Source organism: Pseudomonas benzopyrenica, assembly GCF_036884265.1.
Taxonomy (GTDB): Bacteria; Pseudomonadota; Gammaproteobacteria; order Pseudomonadales; family Pseudomonadaceae; genus Chryseomonas; species Chryseomonas benzopyrenica.
In genome coordinates, this window is the sequence record NZ_CP145723.1 from 4,419,130 (window position 1) to 4,444,612 (window position 25,483).

At 67.2% G+C, this 25,483-nt stretch carries 21 protein-coding genes; 13 read left to right on the top strand and 8 right to left on the bottom strand.

Annotation, left to right across the window (positions count from 1 at the left end; translation table 11 throughout):
- The first annotated feature begins 321 nt into the window (after positions 1–321).
- From V6W80_RS20925 to V6W80_RS20965, 9 genes are all read left to right on the top strand, one after another.
- Complete coding sequence (locus V6W80_RS20925) at positions 322–2,754, top strand: glucose/quinate/shikimate family membrane-bound PQQ-dependent dehydrogenase (RefSeq protein WP_173147123.1); 2,433 nt, start codon at positions 322–324, stop codon at positions 2,752–2,754.
- Positions 2,755–3,069: 315 nt separating this feature from the next.
- Positions 3,070–5,460, top strand: coding sequence for a pyrroloquinoline quinone biosynthesis protein PqqF (gene pqqF, locus V6W80_RS20930; RefSeq protein ID WP_338545300.1), 2,391 nt, complete (start codon positions 3,070–3,072; stop codon positions 5,458–5,460).
- A gap of 183 nt (positions 5,461–5,643) precedes the next feature.
- Positions 5,644–5,715, top strand: coding sequence for a pyrroloquinoline quinone precursor peptide PqqA (pqqA, locus tag V6W80_RS20935; protein ID WP_003243383.1), 72 nt, complete (start codon positions 5,644–5,646; stop codon positions 5,713–5,715).
- Between the two features lie 55 nt (positions 5,716–5,770).
- Complete coding sequence (gene pqqB, locus V6W80_RS20940; protein WP_338545301.1) at positions 5,771–6,682, top strand: pyrroloquinoline quinone biosynthesis protein PqqB; 912 nt, start codon at positions 5,771–5,773, stop codon at positions 6,680–6,682.
- A gap of 5 nt (positions 6,683–6,687) precedes the next feature.
- On the top strand, positions 6,688–7,437 hold the full coding sequence (gene pqqC, locus V6W80_RS20945) for a pyrroloquinoline-quinone synthase PqqC (protein ID WP_133862264.1): 750 nt from the start codon (positions 6,688–6,690) through the stop codon (positions 7,435–7,437).
- Positions 7,434–7,709, top strand: a complete 276-nt coding sequence (pqqD, locus tag V6W80_RS20950) for a pyrroloquinoline quinone biosynthesis peptide chaperone PqqD (RefSeq protein ID WP_160921904.1) — start codon at positions 7,434–7,436, stop codon at positions 7,707–7,709. The genes pqqC and pqqD overlap by 4 nt, the downstream gene beginning before the upstream one ends.
- Positions 7,710–7,856: 147 nt before the next feature.
- Positions 7,857–9,008 carry a pyrroloquinoline quinone biosynthesis protein PqqE gene (pqqE, locus tag V6W80_RS20955; RefSeq protein ID WP_184290106.1) on the top strand — a complete coding sequence of 384 codons (1,152 nt, stop codon included), beginning with the start codon at positions 7,857–7,859 and terminating at the stop codon, positions 9,006–9,008.
- Between the two features lie 164 nt (positions 9,009–9,172).
- Positions 9,173–9,697 (top strand): GNAT family N-acetyltransferase, encoded by a 525-nt coding sequence (locus tag V6W80_RS20960; RefSeq protein WP_017642970.1) that lies wholly within the window; start codon positions 9,173–9,175, stop codon positions 9,695–9,697.
- 119 nt (positions 9,698–9,816) lie between these two features.
- Entirely contained in the window at positions 9,817–11,223 is a 1,407-nt protein-coding gene (locus V6W80_RS20965) for a YncE family protein (RefSeq protein ID WP_338545302.1), read from the top strand.
- A gap of 951 nt (positions 11,224–12,174) precedes the next feature.
- Here V6W80_RS20965 and pcaC read toward each other — a convergent pair.
- The 7 genes from pcaC to V6W80_RS21000 form a co-directional block, all read right to left on the bottom strand.
- A complete protein-coding gene (gene pcaC / locus V6W80_RS20970) occupies positions 12,175–12,570 on the bottom strand; it encodes a 4-carboxymuconolactone decarboxylase (protein WP_093257243.1) in 396 nt (131 codons plus the stop codon).
- An 11-nt stretch (positions 12,571–12,581) separates the two neighbouring features.
- Entirely contained in the window at positions 12,582–13,370 is a 789-nt protein-coding gene (pcaD, locus tag V6W80_RS20975; RefSeq protein WP_338545304.1) for a 3-oxoadipate enol-lactonase, read from the bottom strand.
- A gap of 16 nt (positions 13,371–13,386) precedes the next feature.
- A complete protein-coding gene (locus tag V6W80_RS20980; RefSeq protein WP_338545305.1) occupies positions 13,387–14,745 on the bottom strand; it encodes a 3-carboxy-cis,cis-muconate cycloisomerase in 1,359 nt (452 codons plus the stop codon).
- 15 nt (positions 14,746–14,760) lie between these two features.
- Complete coding sequence (locus tag V6W80_RS20985; protein ID WP_017642965.1) at positions 14,761–16,053, bottom strand: MFS family transporter; 1,293 nt, start codon at positions 16,051–16,053, stop codon at positions 14,761–14,763.
- A gap of 245 nt (positions 16,054–16,298) precedes the next feature.
- Positions 16,299–17,513 carry a 3-oxoadipyl-CoA thiolase gene (pcaF, locus tag V6W80_RS20990; protein ID WP_187981042.1) on the bottom strand — a complete coding sequence of 405 codons (1,215 nt, stop codon included), beginning with the start codon at positions 17,511–17,513 and terminating at the stop codon, positions 16,299–16,301.
- Complete coding sequence (locus tag V6W80_RS20995; protein ID WP_017642963.1) at positions 17,510–18,295, bottom strand: CoA-transferase subunit beta; 786 nt, start codon at positions 18,293–18,295, stop codon at positions 17,510–17,512. The genes pcaF and V6W80_RS20995 overlap by 4 nt, the downstream gene beginning before the upstream one ends.
- 3 nt (positions 18,296–18,298) lie before the next feature.
- Positions 18,299–19,147 carry a CoA transferase subunit A gene (locus V6W80_RS21000; RefSeq protein ID WP_017642962.1) on the bottom strand — a complete coding sequence of 283 codons (849 nt, stop codon included), beginning with the start codon at positions 19,145–19,147 and terminating at the stop codon, positions 18,299–18,301.
- 207 nt (positions 19,148–19,354) lie between these two features.
- Here V6W80_RS21000 and V6W80_RS21005 point away from each other — a divergent pair, with 207 nt between their 5' ends.
- The 3 genes from V6W80_RS21005 (at position 19,355) to V6W80_RS21015 (ending at position 22,018) form a co-directional block, all read left to right on the top strand.
- Positions 19,355–19,573, top strand: a complete 219-nt coding sequence (locus tag V6W80_RS21005) for a VF530 family DNA-binding protein (RefSeq protein WP_017642961.1) — start codon at positions 19,355–19,357, stop codon at positions 19,571–19,573.
- 216 nt (positions 19,574–19,789) lie between these two features.
- Positions 19,790–20,689 (top strand): AraC family transcriptional regulator, encoded by a 900-nt coding sequence (locus tag V6W80_RS21010; RefSeq protein ID WP_338545306.1) that lies wholly within the window; start codon positions 19,790–19,792, stop codon positions 20,687–20,689.
- A gap of 216 nt (positions 20,690–20,905) precedes the next feature.
- Entirely contained in the window at positions 20,906–22,018 is a 1,113-nt protein-coding gene (locus tag V6W80_RS21015) for a serine hydrolase domain-containing protein (protein WP_338545307.1), read from the top strand.
- Positions 22,019–22,162: 144 nt separating this feature from the next.
- Here the strand turns inward: V6W80_RS21015 and V6W80_RS21020 are convergent, their stop codons facing one another.
- Entirely contained in the window at positions 22,163–23,101 is a 939-nt protein-coding gene (locus V6W80_RS21020; RefSeq protein WP_338545308.1) for a class I SAM-dependent methyltransferase, read from the bottom strand.
- A gap of 244 nt (positions 23,102–23,345) precedes the next feature.
- On the opposite strand from V6W80_RS21020, the gene V6W80_RS21025 reads away from it, so the two are divergent.
- Positions 23,346–25,472 carry a TonB-dependent siderophore receptor gene (locus V6W80_RS21025; RefSeq protein WP_338545309.1) on the top strand — a complete coding sequence of 709 codons (2,127 nt, stop codon included), beginning with the start codon at positions 23,346–23,348 and terminating at the stop codon, positions 25,470–25,472.
- The last annotated feature ends 11 nt before the right edge of the window (positions 25,473–25,483 follow it).

Consider the following 25,483-nt stretch of genomic DNA (forward strand, 5'->3'; position numbering starts at 1 on the left):
AGAAGGCATCGCGGAAACGGCTCGCGATGGTAGCAGGCACGGCGCGCCACGGGTCCCTTCCTTCCGTCATCGCGAAGTGACATCAATCAATGCTTAGCTTACTATCTACCCGCCCGATTCAGACGACGCCCCCGATCCATCCCTCGCTTCGCCTCAGCGCGACCGCTCTAGCCTCCTGCCAAGGAAGCCGGCGAAGGGGTGGAACAATAAGACAGACAACAGGTTCAGACGTAGCAGACGACAGATCCGCATGCGGTTCCGATTTGCGATGTCGTCGATCGAGTCGAAGTCTCTTTTCACGATTGCATTGCGAGCGCTGCCATGACTGTCACTTCCAACGCGAGACCGGGAGGCCTGCCTGCCAGGTTACTCGGCATCCTGTTCATGCTCCTGGGCCTGGGCCTCTTGGGGCTGGGCATCAAACTGGCCACCCTCGGGGGCTCCCTGTACTACCTCGGCGGCGGCGTGCTGCTCGCCCTGAGCGGTTACCTGCTGTGCATCCGGCGGGCCAGCGGGGTCTGGGTCTATGCCTTCTTCCTGGTGGTCTCCACCGCCTGGGCCGTACTGGAAGTCCAGTTCGACTGGTGGCAACTGGTACCGCGCCTGGCGCTCTGGTTCGTCCTTGGCCTGGTCCTGCTGATCCCGGTGTTCCGCCGCCCGCTGGACAGCCGTAGCGGCGGCCTGCCACTGGTCGGCTCGCTGGTGATCGCGGCGGTCGTCGCCCTGGTCGCCCAGTTCGTCAACTACAACCGTCTGGACGGTGACCTGGGCCGCGACACCGCCGGCACCGAAAGCGCCGCCCCGACCGCCGCCGATGGCGACTGGCCCTCCTATGGCCGCACCGCCTTCGGTGATCGCTACTCGCCGCTCAAGCAGATCGACGTCAACAACGTGAAGAATCTGGAGCCCGTCTGGACCTTCCGTACCGGCGACATCCCCGGCCCGAACGATCCCCAGGAGACCACCGCGGAAAACACCCCGCTCAAGGTCAACGGCATGCTCTATGTCTGCACGCCGCACAGCCAGGTGATCGCCGTGGACCCCGACAGCGGCAAGGAAATCTGGCGCTTCGATCCCAAGCTGAGCACCCAGCACGCCGACAGCTTCAAGGGCTGGGCGCACATGACCTGCCGCGGCGTGGCCTATCACGACGACGCCACCTACGCCGGCACCACCACCGCGGGCCAGAGCCCGGCCACCGGTAGTGCCGTCCCGGTCGATGAGCAGAGCACCCCGGCCGCCAGCAGTTGCCCGCGGCGTCTGTTCCTACCCACCGCCGACACCCGCCTGATCGCCATCAACGCCGACACCGGCAAGGTGTGCAGCGACTTCGGCGACAACGGCCAGGTCGATCTGACCGCCAACATGGGCAGCTTCACGCCCGGCGGCTACTACTCCACCTCGCCGCCGGCGGTGACCCGCAACCTGGTGATCATCGGTGGCCACGTCACCGACAACGTCTCCACCGACGAGCCGTCCGGCGTGATCCGCGCCTACGACGTGCACACCGGCAAGCTGGTGTGGAACTGGGACAGCGGCAACCCGGACGCCACCGCGCCCATCGCCGCTGACGGCATCTATACCCGCAACTCGCCCAACATGTGGTCGATGATGGCGGTCGACGAGAAGGTCGGCATGGTCTATCTGCCCATGGGCAACCAGATGCCCGACCAGTGGGGCGGCAACCGTACCCCGGCGTCCGAGAAGTACAGCGCCGGCGTGGTCGCCCTCGACATCGCCACCGGCAAGGTGCGCTGGAACTATCAGTTCACCCACCATGACCTCTGGGACATGGACGTCGGCGGTCAGCCGACCCTGGTGGACATCAAGACCGCAGGCGGCGTGAAACCCGCACTGATGGCCTCGACCAAGCAGGGCAGCATCTATGTGCTGGACCGCACCAATGGTCAGCCCATCTACCCGATCACCGAAACCCCGGTGCCCCAAGGCGCGGTGGAAGGCGATCGCACCTCGCCGACCCAGCCGGTCTCCTCGATCAACCTGGCGGCGCCGACCCTCAAGGAAAGCGACATGTGGGGCGGTACGCCCTTCGACCAGGCGCTGTGCCGTATCGCCTTCCGCGAGCACCGCTACGAGGGCATCTACACCCCGCCGTCCACGCAAGGGTCGATCGTCTATCCGGGTAACTTCGGCGTGTTCGACTGGGGTGGTATCTCGGTCGATCCGGTGCGCCAGATCGCCTTCCTCAACCCCAGCTACATGGCCTTCACCTCCAAGCTGGTCCCCCGTGAAGAGATCGCCAACCAGCCGGCGCGCAAGAGCGAGACCGAGGGCATCCAGCCCAACAAGGGCGCGCCCTACGGCGTGATCCTGTCGGCCTTCCTGTCGCCCCTGGGCCTGCCCTGCCAGGCACCTGCCTGGGGCTATGTGGCCGGTCTCGACCTGACCACCGGCAAGCTGGTCTACAAGCACAAGAACGGCACCGTGCGCGACAACTCGCCGGTTCCGCTGCCCCTGCCCATGGGCGTGCCCAGCCTGGGCGGCACCGTCACCACCGCCGGTGGCGTGGCCTTCCTGAGCGGCACCCTGGACCAATACCTGCGTGCCTATGACGTGAAGAACGGCAAGGAACTGTGGAAAGGCCGCCTGCCGGCCGGTGGCCAGACCACCCCCATGACCTACACCGGCAAGGACGGTCGCCAGTACGTGCTGGTCTACGCCGGTGGCCATGGCTCGCTGGGTACCAAGCAGGGTGACTACGTGATGGCCTTCGCCCTGCCCGAGAAGAAGTAAGGGCGCTTGCGCCCGAACTCCCCTCTCCTCCGGGGGAGGGTCCGGGGCGAGGATGCTTCGAGCACGTTGACATCCTGTTGGAACCCCCCTCGCCCCACCCCGAAATCCCGGCCTGGCCGGGATTTTTTTCGCCCGGGTTTTTCTTTCTATGAAAAGAGCCCCCTGGCACCTAAGGCCCAGCGGAAAAGGCTGCGCCGTTCTCCACGCTACGGGGTCAAGACCGTGCCTCGAACGCTCCCTCTCCCCCTGGGAGAGGGCTGGGGTGAGGGCAAACCCCGCTCCATCCCGTCCACCCGACTCGGTTAAGCTACCCCCATGCCCAGCTCCCCGCCCCACCACCGCCGCCTGCGCCTGGCCAATGGCCTGGCCGTCGCCCTGCTGCACGATCCCGAGCTGCCCCAGGCCGCCGCCCTGATGCGCATCGGCGCCGGGAGTCACCAGGCACCGCGGGCCTATCCGGGGCTGGCGCACTTTCTCGAACACCTGTTCTTTCTCGGCAGCCGTCGCTATCCGGCGACGGACGGCTTGATGCCGCTGGTGCAGCGTCTGGGCGGCGAACTCAACGCCAGCACCCGCGAGACCACCACCGACTTCTTCTTCGCCCTGGCGCCCGAACACCTGGCCGCCGGCCTCGCTCGCCTGCTGGACATGCTCGCCGCACCGCTGCTGGCAGCGGACGCCCAGCGCCGCGAGCGCGAGGTGTTGCACGCCGAATTCATCGCCTGGTCGCGCAGCGCCGATACCCGCCGCGACCTGGCCCTGGCAGCCGGATTGCCCACGGACCATCCAGCCGCCGGCTTCCATGCCGGCAACCGCTACAGCCTGCCGCTGCAAAGCCCTGCCTTCCAGAGGGCGCTGCGCGACTTCCAGCGCCAGCAGTACTGCGCGGAGAACGCCCTGCTGGTGCTGGCCGGGCCGCAATCGCTGGCCGAACTGGCAGAGCTTGCCCGCGAGCACGGTGCCCTGCTGCCCTCCGGTCCTGCACCCAGCAACGCAATGCCTCGATCACTCCCGGCCACAGGCGAACACTGGCAGACCAGCAGCGCCTCGCCGCCAATGCTGGCCCTGCAATTCGCCCTCAACGACCTGCCGCCTGGCAGCTGGGAAGCGGTGGAGCTGCTGGAAGCCCTGCTGCTGGGCGACCATCCCGGCGGTCTGCCCGTGACCCTGCGCCAGGCGGGCTTGGCCGAACGCCTGAGCCTCGCCTGGCCCTATCGCCAGGCACGCCAGGGCCTGTTCCGGCTGGATCTCTTGCCCGGGGCCCAGGCCAGCCCCAACGATCTGACCGGCGCCCTGTTCACCTGGCTGGCTGCCCTGCGCCAGACGCCCCTGGCTGCCTTGCAGCAGGGCCATGCCGAACGCGTCCAACGCCAATGGGCCACCCTGCCCGCCCTGGCGCGGGTGCGGCGCCTGGGCGAACGCCTCTGGCTGGATCGGCAGGGAAACACCTGGCCACAACCGGTCCTCTCGGCTGCCGCCCAGACGGCCTGGCCACGGCTACTCGCCCAGTTGCTGCCGGAACGGCTCACTGGCTTCGCCGCTGGCTTGGCCAATCCACCGAGCGTGCCGGCCCCCGTGGCCACCACCTTTGCCCTGCCCCCGCCCAATCCGCTGCTCGCTGACCCAGGCACTCCAGGTACCCCGGCTACGCAACCCTGGCCAATCAGCCCCGCCCTCGCGCCCCAGCAGCGCGAAGGCCTGCTGTTCCTGGGCTGGCGGTGGCCGGGGCCGGTACCGGTCGCGCCCGACGCCAGAGTGCTGGGCGCGTTACCGCGGCTGGCCGCCGAGGCGGGCGTGAGCCTACGTTGGAGTCCGCCCGGGGCACCCTGGGAATTGCGGCTGCAGGGCTGGGCCGCGGCGCTGCCGGCGGTGCTGGAGCAGGCGCTCGACAGGCTGGTGGCAGAGCTGGATAACATCGGACCGGCATCGGTGGTACCACCCGAACCCATGCTGATCCGCCAGTTGCTCAAGGTCCTGCCCGAGCGACTGCCGAACGGCATGGCTTTAACCGTCAGTGAAGGCGGACCGCGCTGGCAAGCCCTGGCCTGCGGCCTGCCCAAGGCGACGCAGGCATCCCTGGCCGCCGTTACCCCGCCGCCTCGGCCCCAGGCAGGGCCGCTGGGCGAGTCGCACAGCTTCACCGGTCGCCACTGGCACCCCGAACCCAGCGCCGACGCCCAGCAGGCGTTGCTGCTGTTCTGTCCGCAACCCGATGCGCGCCCCACCACCGAAGCCGCCTGGCGGCTGCTGGCGGCGCGCCTGCAGGGACCGCTGTTCCAGCGCCTACGTAGCGAGCGGCAACTGGGCTATGCGGTGTTTTCCGCCTATCGCCAGCTGGGCGATCAGAGCGGCCTCTTGATCGGTGTCCAGTCGCCCCATGCGCGGGCGGCGGAGATCCTGGCGGAAATCGAGAGCGGTTTGGCTGACAGTCTGGCCGCCATACAGGCCGAGTCCGCGACGCTGGCGCAAGACATCCGCCAGCTGGTACGCGACTTCAGCCCCGCCACCACTCAACGCGCCGCTCTGGCCGAGCGCCTCTGGTGGGGCTTCCAGCGCAGCGGTGCGCTGGATCTCGCGCCCTTGCAAGCAGCCCTGGCCGCCCTGGACGACAAGGCCCTGCAGCAGGCCTGGCAGCAGCTCACCGCCGCCGAGGCGCCGCGCTTCGTCCTGGCCAATGCCGCCGCACCATCCGGCTGGATGTCATAGCTTTCAACACTTTCCCGGGAGCGTGGGCCGCTGCTGGCGGTCAATCTGTTGCAGGATCGGTAAGACAGTTATGTCCGCCGGACCGCCGGCGATTCGTCGCGGCAAAAACCCTTAGCTAGGTAACATTTGTTAAACTCAGCGACCGGATCCATCCGGCTTTCGCAGTCAAAGAGGAGACCTCCCATGTGGACCAAGCCTGCCTACACTGACCTGCGCATCGGCTTCGAAGTCACCATGTACTTCGCCAACCGTTGATGCGCCCCACGCCCCGGTCCGCCGGGGCGTACTTTTTTCAGGTTCGACCTTTCCCATGCATATCCAGATTCTCGGCTCCGCCGCCGGCGGCGGCTTTCCCCAGTGGAACTGCAATTGCCCCAATTGCGACGGCTTCCGCCAGGGCACCCTCAGGGCCCAGGCCCGCACCCAGTCTTCCATCGCCCTGTCCGACGACGGGGTGAACTGGATCCTGTGCAACGCCTCGCCCGACATCCGCGCCCAGCTGGCCGGCTTCGCCCCGCTGCAGCCGGCGCGGGCCCTGCGCGACACCGGCATCCGCGCCATCGTCCTGCTGGACAGCCAGATCGACCACACCACCGGCCTGCTCAGCCTGCGTGAAGGCTGCCCCCACCAGGTCTGGTGCACCGAGATGGTCCACCAGGACCTCACCACCGGTTTTCCGCTGTTCAACATGCTGGAACACTGGAACGGTGGGCTCAGCTGGCAGCCCATCGCCCTGAGCGGCAGCTTCACCATTCCGGCCTGCCCGAATCTGGAGTTCACGCCCTTTCCGCTGCGCAGCGCCGCGCCGCCCTATTCGCCCCATCGCCACGATCCGCACCCGGGCGACAACCTGGGGCTGCTGGTCCATGACAGACACACCGGCGGCAAGCTGTTCTATGCCCCGGGCCTCGGCCAGCCGGACGCCGCCCTGCTGGAGCTGATGGGCCAGGCCGACTGCCTGCTGGTGGACGGCACCCTCTGGACCGACGACGAGATGCAGCGTCGCGGCGTGGGCACCCGGACCGGCACCGAGATGGGCCACCTGCCGCAGAGCGGTCCCGGCGGCATGCTGGAGGTGCTGGCCGGCTTCGCGCGCCAGCGCAAGGTGCTGATCCACATCAACAACACCAATCCGATCCTGGACGAAGACTCCCCCGAACGCGCCATCGTCGCGCGCCAGGGCGTGGAAGTTGCCTGGGACGGGATGTCCATCGAGTTGTGAACGCCATGCCCAACGCCCTCACCCCCGCCGAATTCGAAGCCGCCCTGCGCGCCAAGGGCGACCTCTACCACATCCACCACCCCTATCACGTGGCCATGTACCAGGGTCGTGCCAGTCGCGAGCAGATCCAGGGCTGGGTGGCCAACCGCTTCTACTACCAGGTCAACATCCCGCTCAAGGACGCCGCCATCCTGGCCAACTGCCCGGACCGCGAGATCCGCCGGGAGTGGGTGCAGCGCATCCTCGACCACGACGGCGAGCCCGGCAGCGAAGGCGGCATCGAGGCCTGGCTGCGCCTGGCCGAGGCCACCGGCCTGGACCGCGAGCAGGTGCTCTCCCAGGAACTGGTGCTGCCCGGGGTACGCTTCGCGGTGGACGCCTACGTCAACTTCGCCCGCCGCGCCTCCTGGCAGGAGGCCGCCAGCAGCTCCCTGACCGAGCTGTTCGCGCCGCAGATCCACCAGTCGCGGCTGGACGCCTGGCCGACCCACTACCCCTGGATCGATCCGGCCGGCTACGAATACTTCCGCACCCGCCTGGGCCAGGCGCGGCGCGACGTCGAGCACGGCCTGCAGATCACCCTGCAGCACTACACCACCTGGGAATCCCAGCAGCGCATGCTGGAGATCCTGCAGTTCAAGCTGGACATCCTCTGGAGCATGCTCGACGCCATGAGCATGGCCTACGAACTGCACCGCCCGCCCTATCACAGCGTCACCGCCGAGCGTCGCTGGCACCGAGGAATCGACCTATGAGCTTCGACCGCACCCAGGTGCCGCGCTGGCGTCCCGGCTACCGCTTCCAGTTCGAGCCGGCGCAGCACGCCCATGTGCTGCTCTATCCCGAGGGCATGATCAAGCTCAACGACAGCGCCGCCGCCATCGGCGGGCTGATCGACGGCCAGCGTGACGTGGCCGCCATCATCGAAGCCCTCGACGAACGCTTCCCCGGCGTCCCCGAACTGGGCGCCGATGTCGAACAATTCATGGAGGTCGCTCGTGCAGAGCACTGGCTCCTGCTCGGCTAAGCCTTGTTTGAGAAGTCGCCGAGCGAAGGTCAGGCAAGGCAGAAACCAGCGAGGAAGCGGAGTTTACAAATGGTAAATGAGCATTCCGAGCAGGTTTCTAACGCAGCATCACTGAGCGCAGGCACTTCTCAACTGCCTGGAGTGCCCATGCAACTCCCGCAGCCGCCGGTGGTAGCCAAGCCGAATGTCGGCCTGCCGCTATGGCTGCTGGCCGAGGTCACCTATCGCTGCCCATTGCAGTGCCCCTATTGCTCCAATCCCCTGGACTTCGCCGCCCAGGGTCGCGAGCTGACCACCGCGCAGTGGTTCAAGGTCATGGCCGAGGCACGGGAGATGGGCGCGGCCCAGATCGGCTTCTCCGGGGGCGAGCCCCTGGTGCGCCAGGACCTCGCTGAGCTGATCCGCGAGGCGCGCCGGCTGGGCTACTACACCAACCTCATCACCTCCGGCATCGGCCTCACCGAGGCGCGCATCGCCGAATTCAAGGAGGCCGGCCTGGACCATATCCAGATCAGCTTCCAGGCCAGCGACGAACAGGTGAACAATCTGCTGGCCGGCTCGAAGAAGGCCTTCGCCCAGAAGCTGGCCATGGCCAAGGCGGTCAAGGCCCATGGCTACCCGATGGTGCTCAACTTCGTCACCCACAGGCACAACATCGATCGCATCGACCAGATCATCGACCTCTGCCTGGCGCTGGAAGCCGACTTCGTCGAACTCGCTACCTGCCAGTTCTATGGCTGGGCCGAGCGCAATCGCGCCGGTCTCCTGCCGACCAGGGCCCAGCTGGAGCGCGCCGAAGGCATCACCAACGAGTACCGCGCGCGCCTTAAGGCCGAGAATCATCCCTGCAAGCTGATCTTCGTCACCCCGGACTACTACGAAGAGCGCCCCAAGGCCTGCATGGATGGCTGGGCCAAGCTGTTCCTGACCATCACGCCGGACGGCACCGCTCTGCCCTGCCACGGCGCCCGGCAGATGCCCATCGCCTTCCCCAACGTGAAGGAGCAGGATCTGCGGCACATCTGGTACGACTCCTTCGGCTTCAACGTCTACCGCGGCTACGACTGGATGCCCGAGCCCTGCCGCTCCTGCGACGAAAAGGAAAAGGACTACGGCGGCTGCCGCTGCCAGGCCTTCATGCTCACTGGGGATGCGCGCAACGCCGATCCGGTCTGCGCCAAGTCACCGCACCACGACCTCATCCTCGCCGCCCGCCAGGAAGCCGAGACCGCGACCCAGCGGATCGAGGACCTGCAATTCCGCAACGAGCGCAATTCGCGGCTGATCGCCAAGGCTTGAAGCCAGCGGCGGCGCCAGGCACGCCAAGGTCGTCGGCGGAATCCAGTCCCCCACAGCCTGGGCGCAGGCTTGCCGAGGGGACTCACCACCCACGGCTCCGGGGCATTTGCCTCCCGGCCGGGCAGTGACCATACTGCCCGGCCGGACCTTTTCCCCTCATCGTCATGCCTTCGATACGCCCGCTGCGCCCTGCCGACATCCCGGCCGTTCTCGACATCCAGGCGGCCAACTACCCCGCCGACCTGCTCGAAGACCACGCCTTCTACGCCAATCGCCTGGAACTCGCCCCGGAACACTGCTGGGTGGCGACCGATGCCGAGGATCGCCTGCGCGGCTATCTGATCGCCTATCCCTGGGACGACGGCCTACCGCCGGTACTGGGTGCTCCTCTCAAGCAATTGCCAGGCGCGGCCTCGACCTGGTTCCTGCACGATTGCGCCGTGCATCCCGAGGCCCAAGGTCAGGGCGTGGCGGGGCGTCTCTATCGTCACGCCAAGGGCCAGGCCCGACGCGCCCGCCTGCGCCAGGGGCGGCTGGTGTCGCTGTCCAACGCCATCGGCTACTGGCAACGCCACCACTATCAACCGGTCCCGGCCGACGCCGCGCTCAAGGCCAAGCTGGCCGGCTATGGCGCCGGCGCCTGCCTGATGCAGCGCCCGCTCGATACCCCGGATGCCGAGCACGCGTAAAACTTGCAAATCTAAATGCAAGTATTTCGCTTTCGCCTTAACATGGCCTGGCCCAGGAGGGCCTCCGCTGCCCGGCGCTCTGGCGCGGGTATCTTGATCGCCGCTACAAGGAATCCCTGATGAATATCGCTCCAGCGTCTTCGGCCAAGGGCCGGCGCTTCTTTTCCGTCACCCTGCTGGCCGGTCTGCTGGCGCTGGGCGGCCAAACCGCCCAGGCGCGCTCCAGCTTCGAAGCCCCCGATCCGGACTACCGCGGCGAGATCAAGGCCAGCCCCGTCACCGGCACCGCCATCCTGGCCGGCAGCGAGGTGGCGCTGGACGGCCGCGGCTTCACCCCCGGTCAGCAGATCACCCTGTCCCGCGGCGGCGTGGCGCTCAACCCCGATGCCGCCTATGTGGCCGACGCCCAGGGCACCTTCAAGGCGACCTTGCGCATCCCCGAAGACGCCGCCCCCGGCCAGCACCCCATCGTCATCAGCACCGCCCAGCCTTCGGGTGCCGCGGTCTTCCCGCTCAAGGTCTCGCCGGTGGTGCCGCTATCCGGCGCCGACGCCTATAGCCTCACCGCGGTCAAACTGGTCCCGGGGCTGTACCAGGTGGACATCAGCGCCAAGACCGGCGCCCTGTTCGTCACCTCGGCCGTGGGCCGCCCGCCGGTCAAGGTCTCGCAACTGCTCAAACTCGATCCCAAGGACCTGTCCATCCAGCGCCAGATCACCCCGGCCGCCGCGCCGGGCAGCGACGCCGGTGTCTACGCCGTCTACGGCGTGGGCGTGGACGATCGCAACGGCCACGTCTGGACCACCAGTACCCGGCAGAACACCGTGGCGGTCTATCGCCAGAGCGACCTGGGCCTGGTCAAGCAATTCGAACCCGGCCTCGTGCCCCATGCCCACACCGTGGTGGTCGACGAGAAGCTCGACCGCGCCTTCGCCTCGGCGGCCATGACCCCGGACATCATCAGCTTCGACGCCAAGACCCCGGCCGTGCGCAAGCACATCACCATCGAATCGGGCGTGCGCGGCGAGCAGTTCGCCGTGGTCGGCATGCACCTGGACCCGGCGGTTCACAAGCTCTACGCCGTCAGCCTGAAGACCAACGAAGCCGCGGTGATCGACGCCAAGACCGAGCAGGTCGAGAAGGTCTTCCCGATCCAGGGCGCCAAGACCCCCATGGGCGTAGCCCACGATCCCCAGACCGATCGCCTGTTCATCACCGCCCAGGGCAGCGACAACCTGCTGATCGTCGACGCCAAGACCGGCAAGACCCTGCACAACGTCACCACCGGCGCCGGAGCGCTGAACGTGGCCTTCGATCCGGTCAAGCGCCTGGCCTACGTCACCAACCGTGGCGCCGGCACCCTGACCGTGGTCGACCCGGACGGCACCATCAAGGCCAACCTGGAGCTGGGTACCTACCCCAACCACGCGGTGGTGGACGCCAAGGGCGTGGTCTACGCGGTCAACAAGGCCAAGGGCCAGGATGATGCCGAGGGGGATCGGATTACGCGGGTGATGGCCAAGTAAGAGGCTTGCCCCTGGCCTGGACAACCTTCTTATCGCGGCCATGGGCCGCTCCTACAGGTGAGCCCCCTGCTGTAGGAGCAGTCCATGACCGAGATAAAGGCGTGATTCCAAGCTTGAGTTGAGCGCCAGCGAAACCCAATGCCTTTGGGCTATCGGTGGCTAGCTGTTTATCGCATTTTGCTGATGTTTTTTGTTTCGCCCACCCGGGCGAGTCACTTTTGTCAGTCGCGACAAAAGTAACCAAAACCGCTTGCCCCGACCATCCGGCCCGTCGCTTCGCTGCGGGTCCGCTCACGCCAGCGCCGTTCCGGGGTCGGCCTACACGGGCCGTCCATGGCCCGTTAGGCCTCTCGCCGCATCCATGCGGCTCGACCCCTCCACGTCGCTGGCGTTCGCCCTCCTGAACGGGGCGATTCGCTAGCCTGAAAGTGTTGGTTGAAAAGCCATAACCGTTTGTAGCGTGGACAACGGCGAAACCTTGTCCACAGGGATCGACGTTACGCGCCAGTGGAAAACGCTGCGCGGTTTTCCACGCTACGACTGACTCTGGCTCTGCCTGTAAGCACCGCAGTCTCAGGCTGGCGCCCCGTCCCCGTCAGTGAGGCCGAGTGCAGGTGTTGCGGAGGGGGATGCGAGGCAGGACGCCGAGCAAGGCGCGAGGGGCAGGAGGCCCCTTCGTGCCGTGCCCCCGGAGCGGCGCCGGAGCGAGGGCACCCGGAGCGAAGCGGAGGGCCGAACTGTCGGGGTGTGCTTTCTTTTGCTTACTTTTCTTTGCACCGGGCGGCGATCCGCAAGCAAAGAAAAGTAAGTCGCCGGCCAGGCGAAACAAGGATCTTCAACAAATCGCGATGATCAGCTTAGGCAACAAAATCCAACCTCCTCCCTCCCACAAAAAAACGCCCACCAATCCAACCCGGCGGGCGCCATTCAAGGGGGCGACTGAGGGGAAACTCACCCCTCCAACGACTCCACCCCCAACTCATCCCATACCGCCTCCGCCAAATGGAAGGTGGCATTGGCCGCCGGGATGCCGCAGTAGATGGCGCTCTGCATGATCAGCTCCTTGAGCTCCTCCCGTGTCACCCCGTTGCTGCGCGCGGCGCGCAGGTGCAGGCGCAGTTCGCCCTCGCGATTCATGCCGATCAGCATGGCGATGGTGATCAGGCTGCGGGTGTGCCGCGGCAGGCCCGGGCGGGTCCAGATGTCGCCCCAGGCGTGGCGGGTGATCATCTCCTGGAATTCTTCGTTGAAGGGGGTCAGCTTTTCCAGGCTGCGATCGACATGGGCGTCGCCCAGCACGGCGCGGCGGACCTGCATGCCGGCTTCATAACGTTCTCTTTCGTCCAAGATCGACTCCTTCAGGCGCTGAGAAAGGCCAGCACGCGCTGGGTAAAGGCATCGTCCATCTGCACGTTGGACAGGTGGGCGGCGGGAAACTCGACGTACTCGGCGCCGGGAATACGCTCCTGCAGGAAGCGCCCGTCGGCCGGGGTGGTCACGGCGTCATGGGTGCCGGCGACGATCAGCGTCGGCGCACGGATGGCATCCAGCACCTCGCGGAAGTCGGCATCGCGCACCGCCGCGCAGTTGGCCGCGTAACCCTGGGGCGAGGTCCCGGCGAGCATGGCGACGATGCGGTCGACCCGTTCCGGCTCGGCGCTGGCGAAGTCGGGGGTGAACCAGCGACCGATGGAGGCGTCGCGCAGGTCGCGCATGGCCTGCTCGCCGCTGGCTTCCACGGTCTGGATGCGGGTGTTCCACACCTCGGGGGTGCCGATCTTGGCGGCGGTGTTGCACAGCACCAGGCGGGTGACCCGCTCGGGGGCGTTGATGCCCAGCCACTGGCCGATGGAGCCGCCCATGGACAGGCCGCAGAAGGCGAATTGGTCGATGCCCAGGGCGTCGGTCAGGGCCAGGACGTCGCGACCGTTCTCGTCCATCCGATAGGGACCGGGGGTCACCAGGGAGGCGCCATGGCCGCGGGTGTCATAGCGCAGCAGGCGAAAGCGCTCGCTGAAGGCGGCGGCCTGGTCATCCCACATGGCCAAGTTAGTGCCCAGGGAGTTGGACAGGATCAGCACGGGGGCGCCCTCGGGGCCCTCCAATCGGTAGTTCAGGTCGCCATCGGCGAGACGTACGCTGGGCATCAGGCAGTCCTCTGGTCTAGGGATGGGCAAGCAGGGTGCGGTGTTCAGCCAGGGCGCGGGTTACCCAGGCGCGGGCCTGGCCCTGGTAATGGGCGGGGTCCAGCAGGCGATCCAGCTCGGCGCAGGAGAGTTCGGCGGTCACTTCCGGCGTATCGCCCAGTACCTGGCGCAGGTGACGCCCCTCCTGGACGGCGCGTTTGCAGCTCTGCTCCACCAGGTGGTGAGCGGCCTCGCGCCCCAGCCGTCCGGCCAGGGCGATGCTGACCGCCTCGGCCAGCACCAGGCCATGGGTCAGTTCCAGATTGGCCTGCATGCGCGCGGCATCGACCTCCAGCCCGGCGACGATGGCTTGGGCCTGCTGCAAGGCGCCGGAGACCAGACAGAACAGTTCCGGCAAGGTCTCCCATTCGGCGTGCCAGAGGCCCAGGCTGCGCTCGTGCTCCTGGGGCATGGCGGACAGCAGCGTACTGACCAGTCCCGGCGCGCGGGTGGCGGCGGCGATCAGCACGGCTGCGCCCACCGGATTACGTTTGTGCGGCATGGTGGAAGAGCCCCCCTTGCCCGGCGCCGAGGGCTCGAAGACCTCGGCGGCTTCGGTCTGCATCAGCAGCGACAGATCCCGTCCCAGCTTGCCCAGGCTGCCGGCCACCAGGCCGAGCCAGGCGCCGACCTCGACCAGGCGATCACGCTGGGTATGCCAGGGTTGCTCCGGCAGGTTCAGGCCCAGCTCGCGGGCCAGGGCCTCGGCCACCGGCAGGGCGTCATCGCCCAGGGCGGCCAGGCTGCCCGAGGCGCCGCCGAATTGCAGCACCAGCACCCGTGGTCGCAGTTCGGCCAGGCGCTGGCGGTGACGGGTGATGGCGCCCAGCACCCCGGCCAGCTTCATGCCCAGAGTCACGGGCGTCGCATGTTGCAGCCAGGTGCGCCCGGCCAGCACGGTACCGGCATGGCGCTCGGCCTGGGCCGCCAGGGCCTCGGCCAGGTGCGCCAGATCAGCGTCCAGTAGGTCCAGCGCCTGGCGAGTCTGCAAGACCAGACCGCTGTCCATGGCGTCCTGGCTGGTCGCGCCGCGGTGCAGATGGCGCTCGGCCTCGGGGTCCTGGGCGGCGATCTGCCGGCCCAAGGCCTTGACCAGGGGAATGGCAGAATTGCCGGCGCTGACCACAGCCTGGGCCAGCTCGGCGGCATCGTATAGTTCGGCGCGGCAGGCGGCGGCGATGGGTGCCACCGCCGTCAGCGGGATTACCTCCATCGCCGCCTCGGCGCGCGCCAGGGCCGCCTCGAAGTCCAGCATGCCCTGCAGTCGGCCGTGGTCACAAAACACCGCGCGCATGGTGGCGCTGGTGAAGTAGGCATCGAACAGCAGATTGGACATGAGGGTTCCTCGGGCTTAGTGATCGTGATGCAGGTAGGTAGCTTGCCGCGGCAGCCGCAGGCTGACCAGGAAGGCCACCGCCAGCATCACCGAGACATAGATGTAGAACACCTCTTCGTGCCCCTGGGTCTTGAAGCTCAGGGCGACGAATTCCGCCGAGCCGCCAAAGATCGCATTGGCCACCGCATAGGACAGGCCCACGCCGAGGGCGCGCACCTCTGGTGGGAACATCTCGGCCTTCACCAGCCCGCTGATGGAGGTGTAGAGGCTGATGATGGCCATGGCCAGGCAGATCAGCAGGAAGGCCACGAAGGGACTCTGGACGCTGGCCAGCGCGGTGAGGATCGGCCAGGTGCAGACCGTGCCCAGGCCACCGAACAGCAGCATGGAGGCGCGCCGGCCGATGCGGTCGGAGAGCATGCCGAACAGCGGTTGCATCAGCATGAACACCAGCAGGGCGCAGGTCATCACGGCGCTGGCGGTCTTGGCGTCCATGCCGCTGGTGTTGACCAGGTACTTCTGCATGTAGGTGGTGAAGGTATAGAAGATCAGCGAGCCGCCGGCGGTGTAGCCGAGCACGGTGAAAAAGGCCGCCTTGTGATGCTTGAACAGGCCGCTCAGGGTACCGGCCTCCTTGTTGGCGCGGGTCTCGGCGGTGGTGGTCTCTTCCAGCGAACGACGCAGGAACAGCGAGATCACCGCCGCGGCGGCGCCGACCAGGAAGGGAATCCGCCAGCCCCAGGCGCGCAGATCGGCGTCGCTCAGGACCTGCTGCAGGATCACCACCACCAGCACGGCCAGGAGTTGGCCGCCGATCAGGGTGACGTATTGGAAGGAGGCGAAGAAACCGCGCTGGCCACGCAGCGCCACCTCGCTCATGTAGGTGGCGGTGGTGCCGTATTCACCGCCCACCGAGATGCCTTGCAATAGGCGCGCGAGCAGCAGCAGCGCCGGCGCCGCGACGCCGATGCTGGCATAGGTGGGCAGGCAGGCGATGGCCAGGGAGCCGGCGCCCATCATCAGGATGGAAATGACCATGGAGGTGCGCCGACCGTACTTGTCGGCGACGCGCCCGAAGATCCAGCCGCCCAGGGGCCGCATGAGGAAGCCCGCGGCGAACACCCCGGCGGTGCTGAGCAGCTGCACGGTGGGATCGCTCTTGGGGAAGAAGGCGGCGGCGAAATAGATGGAGCAGAAGGCGTAGACGTAGAAGTCGAACCATTCCACCAGGTTGCCGGACGAGGCGCCGACGATGGCGAAGATGCGCTTCTTGCGCTCCTCGAAGCTGTAATGCGGGTGAGTGCTCATGGAGATCCTTAATTATAGGTATGGATGGACGGGGGACAGCCTACCGCCATCGGACCAGGAGAGACACACGCGGTTACAGGTAGGTGTGGGCATGGGGTGAATGAGATTTGGTTGTTTGCTCAAGCAAAGGCTCTACGATCGGCCCCGAGAATCGCGGCCATGGGCCGCTCCTACAGGCGCGGCACGTGTAGGAGCGGCCGCATCGGCGGACCGCCATGGCCGCGATTTGTCGCTGCGACAAAGCCTCAGATCCCGTCCACCCGCTCCACCGCCAGCGCCAGCCCCTGGCCGACGCCCACGCACATGGTGGCGAGCCCCAGGCGGCCGCCGGTCTTTTCCAGGTGGTGCACCGCGGTGAGCACCAGGCGGTTGCCGCTCATGCCCAGGGGATGACCCAGGGCGATGGCGCCGCCATTGGGATTGACCTTGGGGCTGTCGTCGGCCACGCCCAGCTCGCGCAGGACGGCGATGCCCTGGGCGGCGAAGGCCTCGTTGAGCTCGATGACGTCGAAGGCCTCGATGGACAGGTCCAGTTGCTGCAGCAGCTTGCGCACTGCCGGGGTCGGACCGACGCCCATGATGCGCGGCGCCACCCCGCCGCTGGCCATGCCGAGTACCCGGGCGCGGGGCGTGAGGCCGTGCTTCTGCACCGCTTCCGCCGAGGCCAGGATGATCGCCGAGGCGCCGTCGTTGAGACCCGAGGCGTTGCCCGCGGTCACGGTCCGGTCCGGGCCGTTGACCGGCTTGAGCTTGGCCAGGCCTTCTGCGGTGGTGTCCGGACGCGGATGCTCGTCCTGCGCCACCACCAGGTCGCCCTTCTTGCCCTTGATCGTCACCGGGACGATTTCCTCGGCGTAGTAGCCGGATTCCTGGGCCGCCGCGGCGCGCTGCTGGCTGCGCAGGCCGAAGGCGTCCTGGTCGGCGCGGCTGACGCCATAGTCGGCGGCGACGTTGTCGCCGGTGACCGGCATGCTGTCGACGCCGTAGGTCTCTTTCATCGCCGGATTGACGAAGCGCCAGCCCAGGGTGGTGTCTTCCAGCTTCTGGCCGCGACCGAAGGCGCTGTCGGCCTTGCCCATCACATAGGGTGCGCGGGTCATGGATTCCACCCCGGCAGCGATCACCAGCTCCATCTCGCCGAGGGCGATGGCGCGATAGGCCTGGCCCACCGCCTCCATGCCCGAGGCGCAGAGGCGATTGAGGGTCACGCCCGGCACCGTTTCCGGCAGCCCCGACAGCAAGACCGCCATGCGCGCCACGTTGCGGTTGTCTTCGCCGGCCTGGTTGGCGCAGCCCATGAACACCTCGTCCACCGCCGTCCAGTCCACCTGGGGATTGCGCTCCTGCAATGCCTTGAGCGGAATGGCCGCCAGGTCGTCGGCGCGTACCGCCGAGAGACCGCCGTTGAGCCGGCCGATGGGGGTCCGAATGGCGTCGCAGATATAGACGGGGCGACTCATTCCTCAGCTCCTTTCTGGCCGCCGTGGGCGGCATTGGTCCGGGCCTGCAGATCACGCAGGGCGTCGAGTTCGGTCGCCGTCGGCGCTGCGGTGGTGGCGACCTGGTCGGCGAAACGGATGGCCCAGCCGGTGGCGGCCACCACCTGTTCGCGGGTCACACCCGGATGCAGGGCGGTCACCACGAATTCGTGGGTGCCCGCTTCCGGCTCCATGATGCAGAGGTCGGTGATGATGGCGGTCGGACCCTTGCCCGGCAGGCCCAGCTGCTGGCGGTGATCGCCCCCCTCGCCGAAGCCCACCGAGGTGATGAAGGCCAGCTTGTCGACGAAGCTGCGGTGCGACTGCTTGAGGATGATCAGCACCTCCTTGGCCGAGCCGGCGATTTCCGGGGCCCCGCCGGCGCCGGGCAGACGCACCTTGGGCTGGTGGTAGTCGCCGATCACCGTGGTGTTGATGTTGCCGAAGCGGTCGACCTGGGCCGCACCGAGGAAGCCCACGTCGATGCGTCCGCCCTGCAGCCAGTAGCGGAAGATCTCGCCGGTGGGCACCACGGTGTCGGCGGTCTCGGCCAGCTCGCCGTCGCCGATGGACAGCGGCAGCACCGAGGGCTTGGCACCGATGGGGCCGGATTCGTAGATCAGCACCACGTCCGGCGCATGGGTCAGGCGTGCCAGATTCGCCGCGGTGGATGGCAGGCCGATGCCGACGAAGCAGACGCTGCCATTGCCAAGGCGACGTGCCGCAGCCACGGTCATCATTTCATTGGTGGTGAAGTCGCTCATGATTCAGGCCTCCGCAGCCAGCTTCGCCTGGAAGGCGGCGAAGTCCGCGGTACCGCGGATGTAGGTGTCGATCCACTGGGTAAAGGTGTCGCGGTCGCGGGCGATCGGGTCCCAGGCCTGGTAGAAACGGTTGTCCCGCTCGTAGTAGCCGTGGGCATAGGACGGATGCGCCCCGCCCGGCACCACGCAGACGGCGCTGAGCGCCCAGGTCGGCAGCACGCAGGCGTTCATCGGCGCCTGCAGGTCGTCGACGATCTCCTCCACGGTGACGATGCAGCGCTGGGCGGCCAGGGCCGCTTCCTTCTGCACGCCGAGGATGCCCTGGATCAGCACGTTGCCCTGGCGGTCGGCCTTCTGCGCATGGATGACGGTGACGTCGGGGCGCACGCTGGGCACCGCGGCGAGCTGCTCGCCGGTGAAGGGGCAGGCGATGAACTTGATGTCCGGATTGACCTTGGCCAGGTCCGAGCCCTGGTAGCCGCGCAGGACGGCGAAGGGCAGGTTGGAGGCGCCGGCGACATAGGCGTTGGCCAGGGCCGCGTGGCTGTGCTCGGAAATCTCCAGCTTGTGCGGCCAGCCTTTTTCCACGGCGTCGCGCAGCCGGTGCAGGGAGCCGACCCCGGGATTGCCGCCCCAGGAGAAGATCAGCCGCTTGGCACAGCCGGCACCGATCAGCAGGTCATAGACCAGGTCGGGGGTCATGCGCACCAGGGTCAAGTCGCGCCGGTTCTGGCGGATCAGCTCGTGGGCGGCGGCGGTCGGAATGAGATGGGTGAAGCCTTCGAGGGCGACGGTCTCGCCATCGTGGACGAAGCGCTGGATGGCTTCGCTCAGGGACAGGATCTGGGCCATGGATTGTCGACTCGCGTCTTTGTTGTCGGCGCCGCCCGGTGCGGCGGTCTGGAGTCAGACTACAAAGCCCCACCCGCGCAAACAATCCGATAATCGACTAACAGTTCGATTATCGAACAGCATCGCTTTATGGACTATCGACCCCTTCGACGCGCAGTGAGCCGTTGCAGCGGCTACACTGCCCTCCCCTCATCCAGAGCCCAGCCGATGTCCGACAAGCCCCGTGCCTCCCTCGAAGGCATCACCCTCGAAGCCCTGCTCACCCGCCTGGTGGAGCATCACGGCTGGGAAGAACTCGGTCGGCGCATCCCGCTGCGCTGCTTCACCCATGAGCCCAGTATCAAATCCAGCCTGACCTTCCTGCGCCGCACGCCCTGGGCGCGGGAAAAGGTCGAGCAGCTTTACCGGCGCCTGCCCCGGCGCTAATAGCCTGACTAGAGCCTTTCGCCCCTGTCGACACCGCAGCAACCCTGCCCTATAGTCGAACGAACCACTGCGCCGTAGGCGAATACGCCGGCAGGGAGACAGGACCTGCTCGAGAAAGCACTGCTCGTCGATGCTCAAGGGCGGCCGATCGCCCAGCACCACAAGGTCTTCTCCAACGCCTGGGACGAGATCAAGGCCTGGTCGAGCGAGGTGTACATGCCCTACGACGTGGCGCCCATCGGTCGCCACATCGCCCCGGCCTCGACGATGCACTCGGCGAAGATCGGCGCCATCACCGCCACCCGCTTCGCCTATGGCATCCCGGTACACATCAAGGATTGGGACCAGGACGCCGGCAACGCCTTCGTCGCCACTACCATCGGCGGGACCGCGCGGCACTGGGTGGATCGTGAACAGGCGGTCGAAACCCCGGTGGGCAGCTCCTTCGTCGTCGACTGCAGTCGGACCGATTACTGGGTCGACTTCGATCCCGACCATCTGCAGTTCAACCTGACCATTCCTCACGAATTACTGGAGCGGACCGCCCTCGACTGGTTCGGCTTCAATCCCGGCGATGCGCTCTGGCAGGCCAAGGTGGGTCTGGGCGGCGCGGAATCCAGTTGGCTGGGGCTGATGGATTACGTCGCCCGCTCCATCGCCGAGGCGCCGGAACGGCTCACCCAGGGGCCGCTCGCTCGACACCTGGAGCAGACCATCTGCGTCCGCCTGCTCAACGAGTGGGCCTTGCGCGCCGGCTTGGACCTGAACGATCCCTGCCACCGCCTGGCCCCGCGCACGGTCCGCGCCGCCGAGCAATTCATGATCGAGCATGCTGCCGAGTTGCCCACCATGGCCGATGTCGCCCGCGCCGTGGGCACCAGCGTCCGCACCCTGAGTGCCGCCTTCAAGAGCTTTCGCGGTTATCCACCCAGCGCCTTCCTGCGCGAGCAACGCCTGCAAGGGGCGCGCCGAGTCTTGAGCGCCGCACCATTTGGTGCCAGCGTGTCCGCCATCGCCGCGGCCTGGGGCTATATCAACATGGGCGAGTTCGCCCGCAGCTATCGCCTGCGTTTCGGCGAGCGACCTTCAGACACCCTGCGCCGCGGCACCGCCTGACCGTCTCGGCTATCTGCCGATGGCAGACAGCGCCTGCCGAGGCCGGATATCACCCCGGACCCTGGTCATCGCAAGATCTCGCCACGCGCGCCCGACCGGGCGCGTAAACCAGCGCCAGAGCGAGATCAGACGATGGCAGACACTCTCAAAACGGCCGCGGACGCGATCCTGGCTAGGGCAGTCGAGAGCACCCCAGGCGTTCCCGGTGTTGCCGCCGTGGTAACCAACCGGCACGGCAATCTCTATGTGGGCGCCGCCGGCAGGCGCACCCTAGGCAGTGCCGACCTCATGGCGCCCGACAGCCTGTGCGCGATTTTCTCCACTACCAAGGCGATTACCGGGACCGCGGTACTGCAACTGGTGGAGCAGGGCCTGCTCGACCTGGATGCGCCCGCCAGCACCTATGTGCCCGCCATCGGCAAGCTGCAGGTGCTCGAAGGCTTTGCCGACGATGGCCAACCGCGCCTGCGTGCGCCGCGGCGAGCCATCACCACCCGCATGCTGTTGCTGCACACGGCAGGCTTTGGCTACGACTTCTTCAATGCGCACTACCAGCGCCTCGCCACCGAGCACGGCCAACCCAGCGTCATCACCGCTACCCGCGCCGCCCTGGAAACGCCGCTGCTCTTCGATCCGGGCGAACGATGGGAATACGGCTCGAACATCGACTGGGCCGGTCTGGTCGTGGAAAGCATCACTGGCCGGCGCCTGGACGAAGTTTTCGCGGAGCGGATCTTCGCTCCCCTGAGGATGCATGATTCCGCCTTCGTGCTTACCGCCGACATGCGCGACAGGCTCGCCACCCTGCACCAGCGCGACGCCACCGGCCAACTCGCTCCCCTCGACGACTTCGTGCTACCGCAGGAGCCGGAGGTCTTCATGGGCGGGCACGGCCTCTACTCGACGGCACTGGACTACGCCAAGTTCATCCGCCTGTGGCTCAACGACGGCGACGGCCCCGACGGGCGGGTGCTCAGGCCGGAGACCGTGCGGATGGCCGCGGCGAACGGACTCGGCGCGCTGAAGATCAGGGGCCTGCCCGGTGTCATTCCCCACCTGTCCAACCCGGCCGAATTCTTTCCCGGCATGGCGAAGTCCTGGGGACTGACCTTCATGATCAACGACACCGATGCCCCGACCGGTCGCCCAGCCGGCTCCCTGGCCTGGGCCGGGCTGGCCAACCTCTACTACTGGATCGACCGGCAGAACGGCATCGGTGGCTTCTGGGCCACGCAGATCCTGCCCTTCGTCGATCCGGCTTCGGTCAAGGGTTACCTGGACTTCGAAACGGCCGTTTATGAGGCGCTCGCGGCTCGCCGCAGAGCCTGAGAAGCGCGCCCTGGGCCGCTCCTCGGCGCGATGGGCTCTGGCAGTGGAGAGCGGTCCGCGGAGGGATTGCCGTAACGATGTGTGCCTGCGGTACCTGTGCCTGTGCCTGCCTCATCGGCGCCGGGTATCACGGCAACGCCAGGCTCAGGACTGTCCGAAGACCAGCACCTTGAGGCCGCCCTCGGGGTCCTCGTCGGCGAATTCAGGCGGATTGGCCAGGCGCTCGACGAAGGCCAGTCCCGGTGCCTCCTGGGCCATGCCGGCGATGAGGAAATCCGCCCCCACACCGGGATCGTTGACGCAGGCCAGCACCCGCCCGCCAGGGGTGAGCAGCTCCGGCAACCGGCGCAGGATGCGCGCATAGTCCTTGGTCAGGGCGAAGCTGCCTTGCTGGAAGCTGGGCGGGTCGACGATCACCAGATCATAGGGCCCGAGCTTGCGCACCTTGCCCCAGGACTTGAACAGTTCGTGGCCGAGAAAGCTGACCTTGCCCAGGTCGTGGCCATTGAGGCGGTGATTTTCGCGGCCGCGGGTCAGGGGCCCGCGAGCCATGTCCAGATTGACCACCTGGGCCGCGCCGCCGGCCAGGGCCGCTACGGAGAAACCACAGGTGTAGGCGAACAGGTTGAGGATGCGCAGGCCGGCGGCCTGCTCGCGCACCCAGCGGCGGCCCAGGCGCATGTCGAGGAACAGCCCCATGTTCTGGTGACGGGAGAGGTCCAGGCCGAACGTCAGGCCGTCTTCATGGATGACGTGCTCGCCCACCGGCGCGCCGATCAGCGCCTCGCTGGCGGCATCCAGGCGGTAACGATGCTGCAGCAGCAGACTACGGGCGCCGCTGGCGCGCCAGATCGGGGTCTCGCCCAGAGCCGTCAGGGTCGTGCGCAGGGCCTCCAGCTCGACCGCGGGCACTTCGCGGAACAGCCCTACCCGCACCACGCCTTCCAGCCAGTCGACGGTCAGTTGTTCCAGCCCCGGCAGCAACCGGCCACGGCCGTGCACCAGTCGGCGCGCCTCGGCAGGGGGCGGATCGAGGGCGACCAGGAGCAGGTCGGTAAGGCGGGCAAGGGTGGCGGTATTCATGGGCGATCACGACGGCAAAGGAGCGGCATGCTACGGCAAAAGCGCCGGCGTCGCCTCCCGAGGCCCGCTGCGGCAAGCCCGGCAACCGTCCTCTGCGACGCACCCTTCGTGCCCTTCGGCAGACAAGTTCCCCCACGAACCGACCAGTCCGATGAAAATATGTCTCAGGCGGTAACGACTCGCAGTTGTATCCACTTTGTCAGGCGCTCTAGAATCCGCCTCCCCGAATACCAGGACAACAACAATGCGCCGGCTGGCTCCTGCCTTCTATCTGCTGCCCCTCTGTGCCCTCCCCCTCACTGGTCATGCCCAGGAGCAGACGGAAGATTCGCCCCAAGCCCTGTCCGAGCTCACCATCGTCGGCGCGGCCGAATCGCCCACCGGGCCGGTGCAGGGCTACAAGGCGGAACGTTCCAGCAGTGCGACACGCACCGACACCCCGCTGCACGAGACGCCCCAGTCGGTGAGCGTGGTCTCCCGCGAAGCCCTCGACGATCTCTCCGCCACCCGCCTGCAGCAGGCGCTGGACCAGGCCGGCGGCGTCGGCCGTGGCAACAACTTCGGCGGCCAGGGCCTGACCAGCTATACGGTGCGCGGCTTCACCAGCTCCGAGTATTTCCGCAACGGCTTTCCCATGAACCGCGGCTATCCCAGTGCGCCGGATGCCGCCACCCTGGAGCGGGTCGAGGTCCTGCGCGGCCCAGCGGCGACCCTCTATGGTCGCAGCGATCCGGGCGGCACCTTCAACGTGGTCACCAAGCAGCCACTGGGTGAGCGCAAGACCACCCTTGGCAGCCAGTTCACCGACCAGGGGCTGCGCCGCGGCACCCTGGACACCACCGGTCCGGTGGATGAAGACGGCCGCCTGGCCTATCGCCTCAACCTGATCGCCGAAGGCGGCGACAGCTTCCGCGACGATGTCGAACACGAGCGCTACGAAGTCGCGCCGGTGCTGAGCTGGCAGGCCACCGACGCCACCCTCATCACCTTCGAGGCGGACATCATCCGCAGCAACGCCCCGCTGGATCGCGGTCGCACCAACTACCTCACCCAGCGTGCCGAGGCCAGTCGCTCCACCAATGCCTGGGAAAAGGGCACCACCAACCTGCTGCACAACGACAACGAGTCCTATCAGCTGCGCTTCGAGCACCAGCTCAACGACGCCTGGACCCTGGCGGGTGGCTTCCAGTACCTCGACGGCAGCCTCAAGGGCAATGCCGTGGAAGCCAACGGCGTGCAAGCCGACGGCGTGACCCTGGGTCGCAACTTCAACTACCGCAAGCTGGAGTGGACTGATCGCGACCTGCAGCTGAACCTGACCGGTCGATTCGACACCTTTGGCCTCGGCCATACCCTGATCACCGGGATCGAGGTGGAAGACTATGACTATCAGTCGATCATCCAGCGCTCGCCAGGCAGTGTCAGCGCCTATCCGGTCAACCTGGTCGATCCGGTCCTCGGCCAGCCGCGTCCGGCCCTGACCCGTACGCCGACCCATGACCACGAGACCCTCAAGACCTGGGCCGCCTTCGTGCAGGACCAGATCGCCCTCACCGAGCGCTTCAAAGTGCTGGGCGGCGTACGCCTGGAGCGCTTCGAGCACGATTACGACAACTTCGTCACCGGTGGCCAGAGCTGGTCCAACGCCGACAACGCCGTCACCCCGCGCCTGGGCGTCAGCTACGACCTCACCCCGGAACTGGCCCTCTACGCCAGCGCCTCCAAGTCGTTCAAGCCCAACACCGGCGCGGCGCGCCTGGGCGGCGGTTTCGACCCCGAGGAAGGCAAGGCCTACGAGGTAGGCATGAAGTGGGCGGCGCTGGATGGCCGCCTCAGCGTCGACACGGCGATTTTCCATACGGTCAAGGAAAACGTCCTGACCCTGGACCCGGTCGATCCGAATTTCAACGTCGCCGCCGGCGAGGTACGCAGCCGTGGCTTCGAGGTCAACGTGACCGGCGACCTGACGCCCAACTGGCGCATCCTCGGCGGCTACGCCTTCACCGATGCCGAGGTCACCAAGGACAACACCCTGGCCCGCGGTACGCGCCTGACCAATATCCCGCGCAATGCCGTCAACCTGCTCAACGTCTACGAATTCCATGACGGCGTGCTGCGCGGCCTGGGACTGGGCGCCAACCTCAAGTACGTGGGCGAACGCGAAGGCCAGAAGACCGCGGTCAGCGACTACACAATGGACAGCTACACGGTCACCGACCTGTTGAGCTTCTACAAGGTCGACGAGCACCTGCGGCTGAACCTGGACGTGCGCAACGTCTTCAACAAGGGCTACGACGAGAGCTCCTGGAACGCCTACAGCTATCCGGGCGAGCCGCGTACCGTGCAGGCCGGTTTCACCTACACCTTCTGACGCCCCACCCT

What these genes read in the sequence shown, in the direction of transcription:
- pqqB (WP_338545301.1), top strand. Translation starts at nt 5,771, where the DNA reads ATGCATATCCAGATTCTCGGCTCCGCCGCCGGCGGCGGCTTTCCCCAG.
- V6W80_RS20925 (WP_173147123.1), top strand. Translation starts at nt 322, where the DNA reads ATGACTGTCACTTCCAACGCGAGACCGGGAGGCCTGCCTGCCAGGTTA.
- V6W80_RS21000 (WP_017642962.1), bottom strand. Translation starts at nt 19,147, where the DNA reads ATGGCCCAGATCCTGTCCCTGAGCGAAGCCATCCAGCGCTTCGTCCAC.
- V6W80_RS20960 (WP_017642970.1), top strand. Translation starts at nt 9,173, where the DNA reads ATGCCTTCGATACGCCCGCTGCGCCCTGCCGACATCCCGGCCGTTCTC.
- V6W80_RS21010 (WP_338545306.1), top strand. Translation starts at nt 19,790, where the DNA reads ATGCCCTACGACGTGGCGCCCATCGGTCGCCACATCGCCCCGGCCTCG.
- V6W80_RS20965 (WP_338545302.1), top strand. Translation starts at nt 9,817, where the DNA reads ATGAATATCGCTCCAGCGTCTTCGGCCAAGGGCCGGCGCTTCTTTTCC.
- V6W80_RS21025 (WP_338545309.1), top strand. Translation starts at nt 23,346, where the DNA reads ATGCGCCGGCTGGCTCCTGCCTTCTATCTGCTGCCCCTCTGTGCCCTC.
- pcaD (WP_338545304.1), bottom strand. Translation starts at nt 13,370, where the DNA reads ATGCCCAGCGTACGTCTCGCCGATGGCGACCTGAACTACCGATTGGAG.
- V6W80_RS20995 (WP_017642963.1), bottom strand. Translation starts at nt 18,295, where the DNA reads ATGAGCGACTTCACCACCAATGAAATGATGACCGTGGCTGCGGCACGT.
- V6W80_RS21020 (WP_338545308.1), bottom strand. Translation starts at nt 23,101, where the DNA reads ATGAATACCGCCACCCTTGCCCGCCTTACCGACCTGCTCCTGGTCGCC.
- pqqC (WP_133862264.1), top strand. Translation starts at nt 6,688, where the DNA reads ATGCCCAACGCCCTCACCCCCGCCGAATTCGAAGCCGCCCTGCGCGCC.
- V6W80_RS20980 (WP_338545305.1), bottom strand. Translation starts at nt 14,745, where the DNA reads ATGTCCAATCTGCTGTTCGATGCCTACTTCACCAGCGCCACCATGCGC.
- pqqD (WP_160921904.1), top strand. Translation starts at nt 7,434, where the DNA reads ATGAGCTTCGACCGCACCCAGGTGCCGCGCTGGCGTCCCGGCTACCGC.
- V6W80_RS21005 (WP_017642961.1), top strand. Translation starts at nt 19,355, where the DNA reads ATGTCCGACAAGCCCCGTGCCTCCCTCGAAGGCATCACCCTCGAAGCC.
- pqqF (WP_338545300.1), top strand. Translation starts at nt 3,070, where the DNA reads ATGCCCAGCTCCCCGCCCCACCACCGCCGCCTGCGCCTGGCCAATGGC.
- pcaF (WP_187981042.1), bottom strand. Translation starts at nt 17,513, where the DNA reads ATGAGTCGCCCCGTCTATATCTGCGACGCCATTCGGACCCCCATCGGC.
- V6W80_RS20985 (WP_017642965.1), bottom strand. Translation starts at nt 16,053, where the DNA reads ATGAGCACTCACCCGCATTACAGCTTCGAGGAGCGCAAGAAGCGCATC.
- pqqE (WP_184290106.1), top strand. Translation starts at nt 7,857, where the DNA reads ATGCAACTCCCGCAGCCGCCGGTGGTAGCCAAGCCGAATGTCGGCCTG.